A 15,909-nucleotide genomic window follows, 5' to 3' on the forward strand; every position below is an offset into this window, starting at 1 on the left:
CTGCTTTATGGACGTCAAGCCATTGGATGATCGACTCAGCGTGATGGCTCAGCCAACCGAGGAGGATCTCGAGAGGCTCGCTCAGCAAGGCTACAGAACCGTCATTTCCAATCGGCCACGTGGCGAAGAGGATGCCCAGCCGGATCCGGAGCGTCTCAAGACCAAAGCGGAAGCGCTTGGCATGTGCTGGAAGGAGATTCCCGTCAAGCCGCGCGAATATTCGCAGCAGGACATTGATGCCTTTGCCCGTGCACTTGACGATGCTCCTTCCCCAGTAGTGGGCTTCTGTCGCACCGGTATGCGAGTGACCCATTTGTGGGCTCTGTCCAAGGCACCGCATTGGCCGCTTTCCGAGTTGCAGGCATCTGCCGAAGCGGCAGGCTACGACCTTGGGCCTTTGCGCGAGGATCTGGCGCGACAGCAAGCATGACGGCAAAGAATGGAATGGAGTCGAAGCAAACGGAAAGGGAGGAAAGAGCATGTTGCCAACCACCACTTCACGCGTGGAGCAGAATACCGCCGCAGAAGCGAATGAGCGTATTCGGCTCCGTACAGAGGACAGCATCTACTATTTCGCCGAGCATCCTCACGAGATAGGCAACCGGCTACGTGAGCTGGATGCCGAGTGGGACATCGAGCGTACCCTGGAGGCCAATGCGGCGACGCTGGGGTTGGCGGGGGTTGCCATGGGTGCCTTCGTCGACAAGCGCTGGCTGCTGTTTCCAGCCGCCATCTCGGGTTTTCTGCTTCAGCATGCCCTGCAGGGGTGGTGCCCACCCATCGTGTTGTTCCGCAAGCAGGGGGTGCGCACCTCGACCGAGATAGACCGTGAACGCTATGCGCTCAAGGCGCTGCGCGGCGACTTTGCCCTGGCGGATGAAACTGAGGGGCTCAGCCACGATGAAAAGGTGCAACGTGTGCTGGCGACGCTCCACTGAACGAACCCACCGGAAAAAAGAAGCCCGCCGTGGTGGCGGGCAGAAGCAAGGGACTCACGACTGCTGTGCAAGAACCGGCGTGAGTACGTTCAAGGTAGCGCTATTCCAGCATTGAGAATGTCATCCATTTTCCTTCCGTTTTGTAGGAAATTGACTACATAACCTGTAAGCCGTGGGCGCAGGGGGGCGTCTTGTGCTGCCGCTGGCCCCAGCTGGCTGCCTCAGCGCTTTCCTCGTCGCACCGTGCGGCAACGACAAAGGGAGCGTCGCGATGAATGTCACGCTCAAGCGAGCCTACGAACCGCCTTCGTCCCAGGATGGCTATCGCGTGCTTGTCGATCGCCTCTGGCCCCGGGGCATCTCCAAGGCCGATGCCCGGATCGATGCCTGGCCCAAGGAGGTCGCACCGAGCGATGAGCTGCGTCAGTCATTCCATGACGGCAGGCTGGGTTGGGGGGAGTTTCGCCGTCGCTACATGACGGAACTCAAGGCGCGGCGCGACACACTGCGGGAACTGGCGGAACGCGCACGAGAGGGACGCGTGACGCTGGTCTTCAGCTCGAAGGACGAACGGCACAACAACGCCGTGGTACTCAAGCAGTACCTGCAAATGCTGCGACGCTAGACAGCGTGCCGAAGCGTTGTGATTTTTACGGCTTTTTTAGGCTGGGCTGTGCTTTCATACCGTGACGTTCGGTAGAGAGATAACGGATCAGCCAATGCGTATCGCCGCTCAGGGTGCGAATGGATTAGGCTTACGGCTCAGGTACCACTGGCGCAATTGGTCGCCGGTGCTGAAGGTGATCTCCGTCCTGTGGGCGGTATTGGCCATCTTCATGGCCGTTCCTTGGATCGTCCTGGTCGTCGAACGAGATCCCGATGCCCGCGCCTTCGGGCTGTCGATGCTGCTGGTGCTGGCGGCGGTTGGCCTGGTGTGGCTGTCCACGCTGCGCACCCCGATCGAACTCAAGCCGTGGCAGATGTTCGTGCTGACCACCCTGAGCTGGGTCACTGTCAGCGGCTTTGCCAGCCTGCCGCTGGTGCTGGGGGCGCCGCAGTTGTCACCGACCAACGCCGTGTTCGAGTCGGTTTCGGCGATCACCACGACCGGCTCCACCGTGCTGACGGAAATCGATACGCTCTCCGATGGTCTGAAGCTCTGGCGGGGCATCATGCAGTGGCTGGGCGGCATCGGCATCATCGTCATGGGCATCGCCATCCTGCCGTTCCTCAAGGTCGGGGGGATGCGCCTGTTCCACACCGAGTCGTCCGATTGGTCAGACAAGGTCATGCCACGCACCGGAGGCATCGCCAAAGCCACTCTCGGTATCTACTGTGGCTTCACCCTGCTCGCCATGCTGGCCTACTGGCTGGGAGGCATGACGCCGTTGGATGCCGTCGTGCACGGCATGACGTCGCTCGCCACCGGGGGCTTCGCCAACTCCGATGCCTCCTTCGGCGCGTATGCCGGCCAGCCACACCTGCTGTGGCTGGGGTCGCTGTTCATGCTGCTTGGGGCGCTGCCCTTCGTGCTCTATATCCGCGTGCTGCGTGGCTCGCGAACGGCGCTCTGGCGTGACCAGCAGGTCCAGGGTCTGCTGCTGTTGCTGGCGCTGGTCATCCTGGTGCTCTCGCTGTGGCTGGTCTGGCTCGGCACACCGCCATTCGAGGCGCTGACCCACGTCACCTTCAACGTCATTTCGGTGGTGACCACCACCGGGTATGCTTCCGACGACTACAGTCTGTGGGGATCACTGGCCTATGTGGCCTTCTTCTACCTGACCTTCGTCGGCGGCTGCAGCGGTTCCACCAGCGGGGGCATGAAGATCTTTCGCTTCCAGGTCGCGACCATCCTGTTGCGCAACCAGTTACGTTTCCTGGTCCACTCGCATGGCGTCTTCGCTTCGCGCTACAACGGCCAGCCGCTCACCGACGACATCACGCGCGGTGTGGTGGCATTCTCATTCTTCTTCTTCCTGACCATTGCCGGGCTGGCACTGGGACTCGCGCTGATGGGGCTGGATTTCACCACGGCACTCTCGGGAGCCGCCACGGCCGTGGCCAACGTGGGGCCGGGGCTGGGGGATATCATCGGGCCGGCCGGCAACTTCGCCCCGCTGCCGGACGCCGCGAAGTGGCTGCTGTGCGTGGGCATGCTGCTCGGGAGGCTGGAGATCCTCACGGTGCTGGTGCTGCTGACGCCGATGTTCTGGCGCAAATAGGCAGGAGGCGTGCCGATGCAACGAGTGACGCAGGACGCGTCCCGCCCCGCCCCGGTAGACTCGCGGCGACCGCAACTGCTGGTGGCCCTGGGCGGGAGGAGTGAGGAGGATGCCGCTCTGGCCAGGGCGGCACACCGCTACGCGCAGCGTGAAGGTATACGATGGTGGGCCGTGCACGTGGACGACGGCCGCAGCGGGCCCAGGCAGCGGCTGGCGCTGGACCAGGTCCTGGCGCTGGTGAATCGGCTGGGCGGCGAGGTACGCATTCTGCAGGGGGCGGGACGTGCACGCGAACTGCACGAGTATGCCGTGGAGCAGGGCGTTGCCACGCTGATGGTGGGACGCACGCGTCCTTCGGGTTGGCGCATCTGGCGTCGCCCGCTGGCGGAGCGGCTGCTGCGCTATGGGGGAACCTATGATCTGGTGGTCGTGGCCGAGGCCCGCCAGCGGCGTCGCTTCCGCCCCGCTCGCCGTCGCCATTCGCCCGGGTGGCGCGAAGGCTGGGTCGTGGCCGGTAGCTTTCTCGTCGCCGTGGTCGTGGCGTGGGCGCTCGAGTTCTGGCTGGAGCTGGCCAACCTGTCGCTGATCTTCCTCGCCGCGGTGCTGGCCAGTGCCACCCTGGCGGGAACCCGTGCCGCCATGATCACCGCTGCCCTCGGGTTTCTTGCGTTCAACTTCCTGTTCACCCGGCCGCGGTTCTCCCTGGCGATGGTCGAACGCGAACAGCTGCTGACCGTGATCTTCTTCCTGCTGGTAGCGGTGGTGGTGGGGCAGCTTGCGGGCAGCGGCCGCCATCGTCTGATGGCGCTGCGCAGCAGTCGCGAGCAGAGCCACAGGTTGCTGACCTTTTCCCGTGCGCTCTCGGTTGCCACCGACCGCGAGCAGGTGCGTGACGTCGGCATCACCACCCTGGAGCGCTGGCTGGGCGTGCCGGTGGTGTTTCTCGACGAGGACGGTGAAGGGACCGGCCTGGCGGTGCGCAGTGCAGTTCCGCCCAATGCCCGGCTTGGCGCGCAGGAGGAGGCCGCCGCGGTATGGAGCTGGCAGCAGCGCAAGCCGAGCGGCGCCGGCACGGCCACCCAGAGCGCGCTGCGCTGGCGCTTCATTCCGCTGGTCGAACAGGAACGCGTGCTGGGCATCGTGGGGCTCGAGCTCGCCGTGCGCGAGCGACCGCTCGGCCCCGACCAGGAGACGCTGGTCACCACCCTGACGCGCCAGCTCGGCATGGCGCTGGAGCGCACGCGCCTGGTGGCCGAGCTGGGTGCCTCGCGGCTCTCGGAAGAGAACGAGCGATTGCGTTCGGCACTGCTGTCATCGGTATCGCACGACTTGCGCACGCCACTTGCCTCGATCATCGGTTCGGCCAGTTCGCTGAGAGAGCTCGAGCCGCAGCTCAGCCGCGCCGACAGACGCGAGCTGCTCGATGGCATCCTGGCCGAGAGCGAGCGCCTCGACCGCTATATCCAAAACCTGCTCGACATGACCCGGCTGGGCCATGGCAGCCTCAAGCTCGAGCGTGACTGGGTCTCGTTCGACGACCTGGTGACCGCCGCACTGAAGCGGCTGGGCACCACGCTGGAAACGGTACGCATCGAGCGCGAGGGGGCCGACGGACTGCCGCTGCTCTATGTCCATCCGGCACTGATCGAGCAAGCGCTGGTCAACGTCATCGACAACGCCGTGCGCTTCTCCCCGACGAACGGTCGAGTGACAATCCGCGCCGGGCTCGACGAGGCCCGCGAGTGGCTGGAGGTCCGTATTACCGACGAAGGGCCGGGTATCCCCCCGGCACAGCGCGGTGCGGTGTTCGACATGTTCATCACCGGCGGTGAGGGTGACCGCGGACCGCACGGCAGCGGCCTGGGCCTGGCCATCTGCCGTGGCATGCTGGGCGCCCACGGGGGGAGCGTCGAAGCGCTGCCCGGTCCCGATGGCAGGGGCACGACCATCGTCATGCGTCTGCCGCTGGCAGCGCAGGAGGAGCGTAGCCGCGATGACGACTGAACGAGGCCGCATCCTCGTCATCGATGACGAGCCGCAGATTCGCCGCTTCCTGCGTATCAGCCTGGTGTCCCAGGACTTCGCCGTGAGCGAGGCGGCAACGGGCAGGGAGGGGCTTACGCTCGCCGTTTCCCAGGCCCCGGATCTGGTGCTGCTGGACCTGGGGCTGCCGGACATGGACGGCCAGCACGTGCTCGACGAACTGCGCCGAGCCAGCCAGGTGCCGGTGATCGTGGTATCGGTGCGTGAGCAGGAGGCGGAGAAGGTGCGCGCGCTGGATTCCGGCGCCAACGACTACGTCACCAAGCCGTTCGGTATCCAGGAGCTGCTGGCGCGGATTCGCGCGTTGCTGCGACAGCAGAGCTCGGCAGGAAGCGGCCCGGGTACGCTACGCCTGCGGCGAGCGGGGCTCGAGATCGATCTCGCGGCGCGCAGCGTGACGCTGGCGGGCGGCGCCGTGCATCTCACGCCCAAGGAGTATGCCGTGCTCGACCAACTGGCGCGCCATGCCGGCCGGGTGGTGACCCAGACCCAGCTGCTGCGGCACGTGTGGGGCCTCTCCCACACCCACGACACCCACTACCTGCGTATCGTCATCAGCAAGCTGCGTCACAAGCTGGGCGATGACCCGCAGTCTCCGCAACTGCTGCAGACCGAGGCGGGGATCGGTTACCGGCTGCTGGTCGAACCCGTCGAGAAGCACTGAGTCGCCGTGTCGGTTGTCGGCACGGCCTCAACTGCCGGGCGCCGGCCTTGGCCGGCGCCCGGCAGGGTTTCACAGCGTCATGAACGGCATGGGCTCCTGGTCGGTGAACTGATAGACGTTCCACTCATCCCGCTTTGGCCCGGGCATGCCGGGCGTACCGATGGGCATGCCGGCCAGACCGATGCCGTCCACCTTCGGTCGCTCCTCGAACAGCCGCTCCACCGCTTCGAAGGGTACGTGACCCTCGATGGCGTAGCCGCCCATCAGGATGGTGTGGCAGGACCCCAGTCCGTAGGGCAGGCCGGCCTCCTGCTTGATCTTGCCCAGGTCCTCGTCGTCGATGATGGTGACCGAGACCCCGCGTTCCTCGAGCTGGCGCGCGTACTCGTCGCAGCAGCCGCACTGCGGGTTCTTGTACAGGGTGGCCTCCTCGGGCAGGGCGGCGTGAACGGCCGAGGCGGTACCGATCAGCAGGCTGGCGGTGAGCAGCAGGGAAGTGGCGCGACGGTTCATGAGCGTGCTCCGGTAGAGGGCTTGGTCGAGGTAAAGAGATACTTGAGCAGGGCGGCAATGCCGAGGCCCAGCAGAGTGAGTACGGCCAGCGGCATCAGCCAGCCCAGCCAGCTCATGTGGCCCATCAGGGCCAGGCAGTCGGTTGTCATGGCGAGTCTCCTTGAGAACGCTTTACGTTTGGTCGTGCGCGGGCAGCGCCTGGCGGGCGCCCGTTTGCGTTCTCAGGCTCGCGGAGGCCGCCGCGGCGGCGGCATTCGGTGGTCGGCCATGGCCAAGGCCGGGGCGACGGCCGGGAAGGGGGGCTCGACGGCACTCAGGCTGCCGAGGTGGGGCACCATGGTGCAGGCCGAACAGCGCGAGTCGCCCGAGGTGTCGTCGTCGAACTGCTGCACGGACGAGGCGACGCCGCAATCGGCTTGATGGGTATCCATGGCCGCGTGAGTCGACAGGCTGTTCAGCGCCAGCAGCAGGGCAAGCAGAAGCGCCAGGAAGCGTGCTCCCGGAGTGCGTCTGCTGTGGGTCGGCCTGGCGACATCCGTCATGGATAGTCCTCGCAATGTTGCCTGCTCATTGAAACCGATCCTGTGGCCTCCTTCAATGATCCAGCGCAAGGCGCTGGATCATTCGTCCCGGTGGTGGTCGTGGCGATGCATCAGCAGGTGCATGCCCAGGCACAGCAGCATGGGCAGCAGCAGCCAGGCGCCGCCGGCGGTCTCGCCGCGCCACAGGAGCAGCAGGAAGGCGCTCCCCATCAGCACCAGGCAAAGCGGCATCATCCAGGCATGCAGCCCCCGCGAGCGGGCGCCCCGCGGCCGTTCCGCCGAGCGTGGCCCATCGTGGTCGTGATCCTCCTGCAGGGGAGGAGTGGAGCGAAGACGGTTCATGGCGTGTCTCCCTTGTGGATGCGCGCATAACGGCGCTTGAGCAGCAGCGAATTGCCGATCACCGACAGCGAGCTGGCGGTCATGGCGATCACGCCGATCATGGGGTGGAGCAGGCCGGCGGCGGCCATGGGGATGGCGGCCACGTTGTAGCCGCTGGCCCAGAGCAGGTTCTGCACGATCTTGCCGAAGGTGGCGCGGGAAAGATGCATGGCCTCCACCACGCCGCTCAGTTCGCCGCGCACCAGTGTCACGTCGGCGGCCTCGATGGCCACGTCGGCACCGGCACCGATGGCGATACCGACGTTGGCCTGCTTGAGGGCAGCGGCGTCGTTGATGCCGTCGCCCACCATGGCCACGTGATTGCCGTGCTTGCGCTGCAGCGCGCGGATGGCATCGACCTTGCCCTCCGGCAGCACGCCGGCCTGGACCTCGTCGATGCCGACCTCGTCGGCCACGGCTCGCGCGGCGCGCTCGTTGTCGCCGGTGATCATCACCACGTGCAGGCCGAGCGCATGCATGCCGCGGATAGCCTCGACCGACTCCTCCTTGAGCGTGTCGGCCACCGCCACGATGCCCGTGGCCCGGCCATCGGCGGCGACGATGACGGCGGTGCGCCCCTTGGCTTCGAGCCGGCGCATCGCCTCGTCCAGCGCCTCCAGTCCCTCGATGCCCTGCTCCTCGAGCAGCCGGCGGTTGCCGATCAGCACCTGCTTGCCATCGATTCTGCCGGAGACACCGCGGGCGCCGGTGGAACGGAACTCGGTGACTTCACCGGGCTTGATACCGCGCTCGACGGACCCGTCGACGATGGCGCGGGCGATGGGGTGCTCCGAGGCGTTCTCGACGCTTGCCGCCAGCGTCAGCAGCTCCCTCTCTTCGACCCCTGCCGCCGTGACCACCTCGGTCAGCTTCGGCTCGCCGCGAGTAATGGTCCCGGTCTTGTCGAGCACCATGACCTTGATGTCCTTGAAGGTCTGGATCGCCTCGCCGGAGCGGATCAGGATGCCGCGCTCGGCGCCGATGCCGGAGCCCACCATCAGCGCCGTCGGCGTGGCCAGCCCCAGCGCACAGGGGCAGGCGATGACCAGTACGGCGATGGCGGCGATGAGCGCCAGCACCGGTGTGCCGGCGTCCGGGTTGACCCAGGGCAGGAAGCCTGCGCCCCAGTCGAGGATCGGGCGCAGGACATCGGGGAACAGCAGCCAGGCGGCCAGGCTTGCCAGTGAGATCAGCAGCACTGCCGGCACGAAGCGCCCGGTCATGCGGTCGGCGAACTCCTGGATGGGCACCCGCGAGCCCTGCGCCTGATCGATCAGGCGCACCACCTGGGAGAGGAAGGTGTCGCCACCGACCCGGGTGGCCCTTACCCGTAGCCGCCCCTCCTTGTTGATGGTGGCGCCGATCACGCTGTCGCCGGGGCCCTTGTAGACCGGTATCGATTCGCCGGTAGCGATGGATTCGTCGAGGTGGCTCTCGCCATCGACCACGTCGCCATCGGTGGGAATCTTGTCGCCCGGGCGCACGATCATGACGTCGCCCGGTTCGAGCTCCTTCACCGGCACCTCGACCTCCTCGCCGTCGCGCTCGACCCGGGCCGTCTTGGCGCCCAGGGTGAGCAGGCGGCGAATGGCCTGGGAGGCACGGCCCTTGGCCAGTGCCTCGAGATAGCGCCCCAGCAGGTGGAAGGTCATGATGGTGGCCGCCATCTCGATGAACGAGGTCATCGGGTAGACGAAGCCGACCAGACCGATCAGGTAGGGTGGCAGGCTGCCCATGGAGATCAGCACGTCCATGTTGAAAGTACCATTCTTCAGCGAGCGCCAGCTCGAGCGATGGGTGGCCGCACCGCCATGGAGAAAGACGACCGGGAAGGCGAGCAGGGCGACGATGGCCAGGTAGCCGGGGATCGGCTGCCAGAACATGTGCGGCATCATCAGGATCATGATCAGCGTGGTAGGCACGCCGGCGATCCACAGCCGCTTGCGCGCCTGGCGCAGGTAGCCTTCCTCGATGGCGGCAACGGCCTCGCCATCTTCCTCGGCCTGCCCGCTCACCGCGGCGACGTCGTAGCCGGCACCTTCGATGGCCTGCTTCAGCCGGTTGCCATCCGGGCCGCCTGCCTCAATGGTGACGCTGACCCGGTGGCCGGCGATGTTGGTGTCGATCCTGGTGACCCCGTCGAGCCTTTTCAGCGTATCCCGGATGATCCCGGCACAGTGGTCCGAGCCCATGCCCGGCACCGTGAGGCGGAACTGTCGGGAGCTCGCGCCGTCGTTGACCGCCGCAACATCGTAGCCGGCACCCTCCACGGCCCTTTTCAGGACGTTGCCATCGGGTCCGTCCGGCTCAACGCTGACACTGACCCGGTGGCTGGCGATATTGGTCTGGACCTCCCCCACGCCGTACTGGCGCTGGAGCGTCTGGCGCACGATGCCGGCACAGTGTTCGCTGCCCATGCCGGGTACCGTCAGGGTTATCTTTCGCAAAGTCACAGTCATTCCCATGCTCTCCGGAGATGAAGCTTTCCGGGGGCCCTTACAAGCCACCCGGCTCGCAACGGCACCGCCCGTCAGTGGTGGGCTTCATGGTCATCGGGCGCGACCGTCTCGGGCGCGGCCGGCTGCCGCTGCTCCTCGGTCATGAGGTCCTGAAGACGGTGCTGCAGACGTACCCTTTCCGTCAGCATCTCGCCTTGCAGCTCCGCCATCCGGGCATGAAGCGCCTGGAGGGTTTCCAGTTCGGGGCGTTCGGCTTGCAGAGCGACGGCCATGTCGTCGCGGAGGTTCATCAGTTGCCCCAGACGCTGCAGCTGGGCAGGGCGATGCTCGTGGATCAACTCGCGTAGTTCGCTGCGCTGCGCCTGGTCGAGCATGGGCAAGGCGCCCTTGGATCCTCCGCCCATCATGGGGCAGGGCATCCTGCCGCCACCCATCATGCCGCTCATCATGCCGCCACCCATCATGCCGCTCATCATGCCGCCACCCATCATGCCGCCACCCATCATGCCGCTCATCATGCCGGAACCCATGTCGCCGCTCATCATGCCGGGGCTTGCCACGTCGACACTTGCCGTGCCGGAGTTAACCTCCTGAGCCGTGGCGGCGCTTGCCATGGCGCCCAGTGCCAGGCCGAGGCAGAAGCAGAGGGAAAGTCGGGATATCATCATGTCACTCTCCTTGAGGGCATGCGCCCAAGAGGGGCGTTGGTAGCAACCATGGGGAGATCGACAACCGACGCCATTGTGCTGGCTCATTGCTCGGCGATGCAGAGTGACGCTCAGGACCGAATGCGTCCTGTCACCAGATAGATCGGAAGCGGGGAGGGGTCGGGATGCGTTCGGGGAAAACCGAGGGCCGAGGTGCGATGGGGAAGGGCGCCCTGCCCTGGGACGAGCCCCTCGGAGCAGGCGGCGTCCTGGCTGTCGTGGCGTTCACTGCGTAGCGTGACGTCGCTTGGCTGGGCGATACGCGTGTCGTGGTGGCACTCCTCTCCATGATTGGCCGTGGTCGCCACGATGCTCGGCGTCTCGCTGCTGGCGTCGACCCCACTTGCCATGGCAGGTGGCGCCAAGAGCAGCATCGCGAGGCCCAGCGCAGCGAACAGCCAGTACCGCGCCCATGCCCAGACGGGGGCGGGCTGCGGTCGGGCGTAGGCGGGTCGTGGGGCCATGGAACCACTCTATGCGAGCCATCGGTCATTTCAGCCTAGCCGAACCGGAGCGGGCGAATCTTGACGCATATCAATCGATGCGAGACGCGTGCTGCCTCAGCCGAACGGGGGGCCGCGTTCGAGCAGGCACCATGGCGAGGCGAGACATCGGCACAAGCCGAGCTGTGCCGAAGCCTCGTCACGCGCCCTCGGGGCTCACTCCGTAGTGGAGGGAGACGCCGGCTTTCCGCGCTGCATCGGCATGCCCTGCTGCAGCTGCTGACGCTGCTCATCGGTGAGCAGATCCTGCATGGCGTTGTGCAGGCGCACCCGGTCACCCATCATCTCGCCCTGAAGCTGAGCCATGCGGCTGTGCAGTTCCTGGATGGCGTCGGGATCGGGCCTGGTCTCTTGCATCTGTGCCATTGCCGACTCGCGCAGTTCCATCATCTGGTTCATGCGCTCGGTCTGTGCGTCGCGATGCCGTTCCAACAGGGCGCTCATATCCTCGCGTTGATCGGGTTCGAGGAATTGCCACATCCCCCCTGGTCCCGCGCCCTGGCAGGGTCCGAATCCCTGGCCGCCCATCATGCCGGGCCCCATGCCCATGCCGGGGCCGAAGCCCTGGCCGCCCATCATGCCGGGGCCCATGCCCATGCCGGGGCCGAAGCCCTGGCCGCCCATCATGCCGGGGCCCATGCCCATGCCGGGGCCGAAGCCCTGGCCGCCCATCATGCCGGGGCCCATGCCCATGCCGGGGCCGAAGCCCTGGCCGCCCATCATGCCGGGGCCCATACCCATGCCGGGGCCGAAGCCCTGGCCGCCCATCATGCCGGGGCCCATGCCCATGCCGGGGCCGAAGCCCTGGCCGCCCATCATGCCGGGGCCCATGCCCATGCCGGGGTCGTAGCCCTGGCCGCTCATCATGCCGGGCCCCATGCCCATGCCGGGGCCGCCGTAGCCCGGGCCGCCCATCATGCCCTGCGCCCCAGCCGAGCCGGTAAAGATCAGCGTGGCAAGGCCGAGAGAGGCGGCGATTCCGCGAAGTTTCATGATACCTCCTGGTGACGTGCACCCATCCGCTTGGTGGAGCCGGCACGATGCCGCGCCGGCGGTGACTTTCCACAGCATAGAAAGCCGGGCGTCATCGGAAATTGACGTGCATCATTAAAGCGGCTGCCCTGCCGCGATGGCCAAGGGAATTCCGAGAAGAGATATTTGCGCCGCGGATGTAAGGAATGGGCACGGCGGCTGTCTTAACCTTTCGCGGACGAATAGACTAGGACGCCGATACCTTCATTCCTTGAGGATGGATAAACGAGTGAATACCGATATGACGCATCATGCCAAAGCCGGCCGACGCTTCGAGACGTCGTGGCGAATGAGTGGGCTGCTCCCGCTGCTGCTGGCCATGCTGTGGGCGTTGCCGCTGATGGCCGCCGAGGACGAACAGGCCGAGGGTGAGTGGCCCAAGGGGCACTACCCGCTACCCGAGCGGGGCGACGTTATCGGCGAGGATTACATCGTAGAGGCGCGTGACGAGGAGACCCTGCTCGACATCGCCCGTGAACACAACGTGGGCTACCAGGAGATTCGCCGCGCCAATCCCGACGTCAGCGTCTGGATGCCGGGCGAAGGCACCGAGGTGGTGATCCCGGGGCGCTTCATCCTACCGCCGGTGGAGCGGGAGGGGATCGTGATCAACGTCGCCGAGCTCCGGCTGTACTACTATCCGCCGACAGGCGAGGGCGAGACGCCGCGGGTGGAAACCTATCCGATCGGCATCGGGCGCGAGGGCTTCGATACCCCGCTGGGCAAGACCAAGACCACCATGAATCTCAAGGATCCGGCCTGGTACCCGCCCCAGTCGGTGCGCCAGGAGGCCGCCGAGCGTGGCGAGGAGGCGCCCGCCGTGGTGCCGCCGGGGCCCGACAACCCGCTGGGGCGCCACGCCATCCTGCTCGATATCCCCGGCTATCTGATCCACGGCACCAACAAGCCGGATGGCATCGGCATGCGCGCCAGCCGCGGCTGCATTCGCATGTTCCCCGAGGACGTCGCGTCGATCTTCGAACGCGTGCCCGTCGGCACTCAGGTTCACCTCATCAACCAGCCGATCAAGGCCGGCTGGGACGGGGACATGCCCTATGTCCAGGTCTACGAGCCGCTGGGCGAGCAGGAAGCCGGCATGGCCGCGTTCATGGAGACCCTGGCCATGCTCGAAGGCAGCGACGACGAGGCCGACACGCCGTTGAACTACGAGCTGCTGCGCGAACTGCTCGAGAACCCCAGCGGCGAGGTCGTCGCGCTGACACCGGCGCCCGCGCCCGAACCCGAGGAAAAGACCGAGGAGCAGGAGAGCCTGCTGTGGGAGGAGCTGGCGGTCTAGCCAGGCATCCTTCGTTTCAGCTTGCATTCAGAGTGATGCGTTAGCGTTGTGCTTCCCTTAGGCGAATCGAGACATAACCATGTACAAGTCGCTTTTTGCAGCCCTGGTCACCCTCTGGTCGGCCAACGCCCTGGCGGCCCCCGGTCACCAGGCCAACGGTACGCAACCGGCCGACGAGGCGAAGGTGGATCGCGTCATCCAGGTCGAGGCGGAAGAGATGATGTTCGGTCCCGAGGCATTGACTGTCTCACCGGGCGAAACGGTGAAGTTCGAGATCCATAACAGCGGGGCCCTCCCGCACGAGTTCGTCATTGGCGACCGGGCGGCTCAGGAGGAGCACCGTCGCATGATGCAGGAGATGGGTGGCCACGGTCACGGCCATGGTGATCATGGCGGCCACGACATGGCCGAGGGCGAGCATGGCGGCAACATGCCTGCCGTGACCATTGCTCCCGGCGAGACTGCCATGCTCGTCTGGACGGCGCCCGAGGGGGCAGGCCAGTTGGAGTACGCCTGCAACATCCCCGGGCACTACGAAGCCGGCATGGTGGGGCAGATCGACTTCGAGGGATGAGCGGCAATGAAGCTGTTACTTCTCGAAGATGACGACCTGCTGGCGGAAAGCTTGTCGGAAACTCTGGAAGACAACGGCTACCGTGTCGACTCGGCGGCGTCGGTTCGCGCCGCCGAGTCGTTGATGGCGACCGAGGACTACGCCCTGGCGATTCTCGACCTGGGACTGCCGGACGGCTCCGGGCTCGACCTGATCGCGCGCTGGCGTGGTGAGGGGCGCCGTCTGCCGATTCTCGCCCTCACGGCGCGGGACACCTGGGAAGACAAAGTCGATGGCCTGCGTCGCGGGGCCGATGATTACCTGACCAAGCCGTTCCATGAAGCCGAACTGTTGGCCCGATTGAATGCGCTCTTGAGGCGGCAGACCGGCCGCCTGAGCCCCATCCTCAGCGTCAACGGCATACAGCTCGACGAAGACACACGGCAGGTCAGTGTCGATGGCGACGCCTGGCAGAGCCTCACCGCTACGGAGTTCCGCCTACTGCGCTACCTGATGCACCATCCCGGCCGTGTCTTGTCCAAGGCTCAGCTGCTCGATCAGCTCTACTCCCTGGAGCAGGATGCTCCCGCTCCGAATCTGGTGGAGGTCTACATCGCCAAGCTTCGGCGTCGGTTGGGCAAGAACGCCATCCAGACTCGGCGTGGCCAGGGCTATGTCCTTGCGTCGCGTTGACCGGCGCAGCCTGCGCTTCCGCCTGCTGGCCTGGCTCGGGGGCGTGGCCTTCATCGTGGTGGGCCTGACCTGGCTGATGCACGGCATTCTGCTGCACGACCTGGCGCGGAGCTTTCTCGGCGAGCGGCTGCGCCAGGAGGCGGAACATACGCTGCTCCAGTTTCGCCAAGGGCAGCTCTCCACGCCGCTCTGGCGCGCGGAGAGTCCTGCCTTCCAGGTCTTCCATCACCTCTACGTGCTGGAGCTGGACGGCGAGATCACCACCTCGCACCCACGCTGGCTCGAAGCGCTCGTGCCTTTCCTCGAAGGCGAGGACGACACCTTGGACGTGGTGGCCTGGGGAGGGCGCCATCTGCTGGTGTACCGTGCGCGCTTCGAATTCGACGGCCGCTCGGGCGTGCTGCTGATCGGCGAGGACTTCGGCCAGGTCGAGGATGGCCTGGAAGTGCTTCACTGGTGGGTGGGTGGCATCGCCGGCCTGCTGTTGGTCCTGCTCATCGGCCTCAATATGATGGCGGTCAACCGCGCACTGCGTCCGCTCTCGCGCCTTCGTCGGCAGCTCGATGAACTACGTGCCGGGGCGCGTGACAGGCTGCATCTCGATGCGCCTTCCGAACTCGATGGCCTGGTGGAGCAGCTCAATCGTCTCATGGATGAACACGCGCGACGGCTCCAGCGTTCGCGAGAGTCCCTGGCTAATCTTTCTCATGCGCTCAAGACGCCGCTGACCGCGATCCTGCAGGTGCTGCGTGGCTCACGCCCTATCGACGCAGAGCGCAGGTTGAAGATGCAGCGTCGACTCGAGGACATGCATGCCCAACTGGAGACCGAGCTGAAGCGCTCCCGCATCGCCGGGCCCAATGCGGGGCAGCGTGCGGTGGTCCGGCGCGAAGCCGAGCAATTGATCGAGATGTTCTCGAGCCTCTATCCCGATCGGCGCTTTCGACTCGACATCGCCGCTGCGGTGCCCGCCACCGTCAGCGTCGAGCGGCAGGACTTCGCCGAAATGCTGGGTATCCTGCTGGACAATGCCGGCAAGTGGGCTTCCCGCGAGATCCATTGCCACCTGCACCAGGACGCCTCGTTGACGATTCTGGTCGAGGACGACGGTCGTGGCGTCGCGCCTGGCGACCTGAGCCGCCTGGGCCGTCGTGGCAATCGGCTCGACGAGGGCAAGCCCGGCCATGGGCTGGGCCTGTCCATTCTGCATCAGATCGTTGAACGCTATGCGGGCCGGGTCCGTTTCGAGCCTTCGCCGGTGGGAGGGCTGCGGGTCGAGATCGTGCTGCCGCTACCCGAGACGAACTGATCCATTCAGCGTGGTTTCAGTAAGCCATCGCATCATGGCGCCTGGAGTTCCCC

18 protein-coding genes are annotated in these 15,909 nt (G+C 66.0%); 10 read left to right on the top strand and 8 right to left on the bottom strand.

The window, feature by feature from the left end:
* The first annotated feature begins 7 nt into the window (after positions 1–7).
* From I4484_RS06400 to I4484_RS06430, 6 genes are all read left to right on the top strand, one after another.
* Positions 8–430, top strand: coding sequence for a TIGR01244 family sulfur transferase (locus I4484_RS06400; protein WP_197450153.1), 423 nt, complete (start codon positions 8–10; stop codon positions 428–430).
* A 49-nt stretch (positions 431–479) separates the two neighbouring features.
* Positions 480–938 (top strand): hypothetical protein, encoded by a 459-nt coding sequence (locus I4484_RS06405; protein WP_197450154.1) that lies wholly within the window; start codon positions 480–482, stop codon positions 936–938.
* Between the two features lie 271 nt (positions 939–1,209).
* The gene (locus I4484_RS06410; protein WP_197450155.1) at positions 1,210–1,563 is read left to right on the top strand and encodes a DUF488 domain-containing protein; all 354 of its coding nucleotides are present in this window, start codon (positions 1,210–1,212) and stop codon (positions 1,561–1,563) included.
* A gap of 94 nt (positions 1,564–1,657) precedes the next feature.
* A complete protein-coding gene (gene trkI, locus I4484_RS06415; RefSeq protein ID WP_197450156.1) occupies positions 1,658–3,160 on the top strand; it encodes a Trk system potassium transporter TrkI in 1,503 nt (500 codons plus the stop codon).
* 15 nt (positions 3,161–3,175) lie between these two features.
* Positions 3,176–5,164: an ATP-binding protein gene (locus I4484_RS20870; protein ID WP_234283538.1), complete on the top strand. Its 1,989-nt coding sequence runs from the start codon at positions 3,176–3,178 to the stop codon at positions 5,162–5,164.
* Positions 5,154–5,867, top strand: coding sequence for a response regulator (locus tag I4484_RS06430; protein WP_197450157.1), 714 nt, complete (start codon positions 5,154–5,156; stop codon positions 5,865–5,867). Before I4484_RS20870 ends, I4484_RS06430 begins: the two co-directional genes overlap by 11 nt.
* 69 nt (positions 5,868–5,936) lie before the next feature.
* Here the strand turns inward: I4484_RS06430 and I4484_RS06435 are convergent, their stop codons facing one another.
* The 8 genes from I4484_RS06435 to I4484_RS06470 form a co-directional block, all read right to left on the bottom strand.
* Positions 5,937–6,380 carry a DUF411 domain-containing protein gene (locus I4484_RS06435; RefSeq protein WP_197450158.1) on the bottom strand — a complete coding sequence of 148 codons (444 nt, stop codon included), beginning with the start codon at positions 6,378–6,380 and terminating at the stop codon, positions 5,937–5,939.
* A complete protein-coding gene (locus I4484_RS06440) occupies positions 6,377–6,529 on the bottom strand; it encodes a hypothetical protein (RefSeq protein WP_197450159.1) in 153 nt (50 codons plus the stop codon). Before I4484_RS06440 ends, I4484_RS06435 begins: the two co-directional genes overlap by 4 nt.
* Positions 6,530–6,601: 72 nt before the next feature.
* Positions 6,602–6,922 (bottom strand): hypothetical protein, encoded by a 321-nt coding sequence (locus I4484_RS06445; protein ID WP_197450160.1) that lies wholly within the window; start codon positions 6,920–6,922, stop codon positions 6,602–6,604.
* Positions 6,923–7,000: 78 nt separating this feature from the next.
* Complete coding sequence (locus I4484_RS06450) at positions 7,001–7,264, bottom strand: DUF2933 domain-containing protein (protein ID WP_197450161.1); 264 nt, start codon at positions 7,262–7,264, stop codon at positions 7,001–7,003.
* Positions 7,261–9,762: a heavy metal translocating P-type ATPase gene (locus tag I4484_RS06455; RefSeq protein WP_197450162.1), complete on the bottom strand. Its 2,502-nt coding sequence runs from the start codon at positions 9,760–9,762 to the stop codon at positions 7,261–7,263. Before I4484_RS06455 ends, I4484_RS06450 begins: the two co-directional genes overlap by 4 nt.
* Before the next feature lie 71 nt (positions 9,763–9,833).
* Positions 9,834–10,430 (bottom strand): Spy/CpxP family protein refolding chaperone, encoded by a 597-nt coding sequence (locus tag I4484_RS06460; RefSeq protein WP_197450163.1) that lies wholly within the window; start codon positions 10,428–10,430, stop codon positions 9,834–9,836.
* 110 nt (positions 10,431–10,540) lie between these two features.
* Positions 10,541–10,933: a hypothetical protein gene (locus I4484_RS06465; RefSeq protein WP_197450164.1), complete on the bottom strand. Its 393-nt coding sequence runs from the start codon at positions 10,931–10,933 to the stop codon at positions 10,541–10,543.
* A 195-nt stretch (positions 10,934–11,128) separates the two neighbouring features.
* Positions 11,129–11,965, bottom strand: coding sequence for a Spy/CpxP family protein refolding chaperone (locus I4484_RS06470; RefSeq protein WP_197450165.1), 837 nt, complete (start codon positions 11,963–11,965; stop codon positions 11,129–11,131).
* Between the two features lie 358 nt (positions 11,966–12,323).
* On the opposite strand from I4484_RS06470, the gene I4484_RS06475 reads away from it, so the two are divergent.
* From I4484_RS06475 to I4484_RS06490, 4 genes are all read left to right on the top strand, one after another.
* Positions 12,324–13,301 (top strand): L,D-transpeptidase family protein, encoded by a 978-nt coding sequence (locus I4484_RS06475; protein WP_234283553.1) that lies wholly within the window; start codon positions 12,324–12,326, stop codon positions 13,299–13,301.
* A 79-nt stretch (positions 13,302–13,380) separates the two neighbouring features.
* The gene (locus I4484_RS06480; protein WP_197450167.1) at positions 13,381–13,875 is read left to right on the top strand and encodes a plastocyanin/azurin family copper-binding protein; all 495 of its coding nucleotides are present in this window, start codon (positions 13,381–13,383) and stop codon (positions 13,873–13,875) included.
* A 6-nt stretch (positions 13,876–13,881) separates the two neighbouring features.
* Positions 13,882–14,547, top strand: coding sequence for a response regulator transcription factor (locus I4484_RS06485; RefSeq protein WP_197450168.1), 666 nt, complete (start codon positions 13,882–13,884; stop codon positions 14,545–14,547).
* Positions 14,528–15,856: a sensor histidine kinase gene (locus I4484_RS06490; protein WP_197450169.1), complete on the top strand. Its 1,329-nt coding sequence runs from the start codon at positions 14,528–14,530 to the stop codon at positions 15,854–15,856. The genes I4484_RS06485 and I4484_RS06490 overlap by 20 nt, the downstream gene beginning before the upstream one ends.
* Positions 15,857–15,909: the final 53 nt, after the last annotated feature.

It is taken from the genome of Halomonas sp. SS10-MC5 (assembly GCF_015992245.1).
Classification (GTDB): domain Bacteria; phylum Pseudomonadota; class Gammaproteobacteria; order Pseudomonadales; family Halomonadaceae; genus Halomonas; species Halomonas sulfidoxydans.

Coding starts and splice junctions, on each gene's coding strand:
- I4484_RS06470 (WP_197450165.1), bottom strand. CDS start 11,965: ATGAAACTTCGCGGAATCGCCGCCTCTCTCGGCCTTGCCACGCTGATC.
- I4484_RS06475 (WP_234283553.1), top strand. CDS start 12,324: ATGCTGTGGGCGTTGCCGCTGATGGCCGCCGAGGACGAACAGGCCGAG.
- I4484_RS06485 (WP_197450168.1), top strand. CDS start 13,882: ATGAAGCTGTTACTTCTCGAAGATGACGACCTGCTGGCGGAAAGCTTG.
- I4484_RS06430 (WP_197450157.1), top strand. CDS start 5,154: ATGACGACTGAACGAGGCCGCATCCTCGTCATCGATGACGAGCCGCAG.
- I4484_RS06400 (WP_197450153.1), top strand. CDS start 8: ATGGACGTCAAGCCATTGGATGATCGACTCAGCGTGATGGCTCAGCCA.
- I4484_RS20870 (WP_234283538.1), top strand. CDS start 3,176: ATGCAACGAGTGACGCAGGACGCGTCCCGCCCCGCCCCGGTAGACTCG.
- I4484_RS06480 (WP_197450167.1), top strand. CDS start 13,381: ATGTACAAGTCGCTTTTTGCAGCCCTGGTCACCCTCTGGTCGGCCAAC.
- trkI (WP_197450156.1), top strand. CDS start 1,658: ATGCGTATCGCCGCTCAGGGTGCGAATGGATTAGGCTTACGGCTCAGG.
- I4484_RS06410 (WP_197450155.1), top strand. CDS start 1,210: ATGAATGTCACGCTCAAGCGAGCCTACGAACCGCCTTCGTCCCAGGAT.
- I4484_RS06445 (WP_197450160.1), bottom strand. CDS start 6,922: ATGACGGATGTCGCCAGGCCGACCCACAGCAGACGCACTCCGGGAGCA.
- I4484_RS06460 (WP_197450163.1), bottom strand. CDS start 10,430: ATGATGATATCCCGACTTTCCCTCTGCTTCTGCCTCGGCCTGGCACTG.
- I4484_RS06490 (WP_197450169.1), top strand. CDS start 14,528: ATGTCCTTGCGTCGCGTTGACCGGCGCAGCCTGCGCTTCCGCCTGCTG.
- I4484_RS06450 (WP_197450161.1), bottom strand. CDS start 7,264: ATGAACCGTCTTCGCTCCACTCCTCCCCTGCAGGAGGATCACGACCAC.
- I4484_RS06455 (WP_197450162.1), bottom strand. CDS start 9,762: ATGACTGTGACTTTGCGAAAGATAACCCTGACGGTACCCGGCATGGGC.
- I4484_RS06405 (WP_197450154.1), top strand. CDS start 480: ATGTTGCCAACCACCACTTCACGCGTGGAGCAGAATACCGCCGCAGAA.
- I4484_RS06440 (WP_197450159.1), bottom strand. CDS start 6,529: ATGACAACCGACTGCCTGGCCCTGATGGGCCACATGAGCTGGCTGGGC.
- I4484_RS06435 (WP_197450158.1), bottom strand. CDS start 6,380: ATGAACCGTCGCGCCACTTCCCTGCTGCTCACCGCCAGCCTGCTGATC.
- I4484_RS06465 (WP_197450164.1), bottom strand. CDS start 10,933: ATGGCCCCACGACCCGCCTACGCCCGACCGCAGCCCGCCCCCGTCTGG.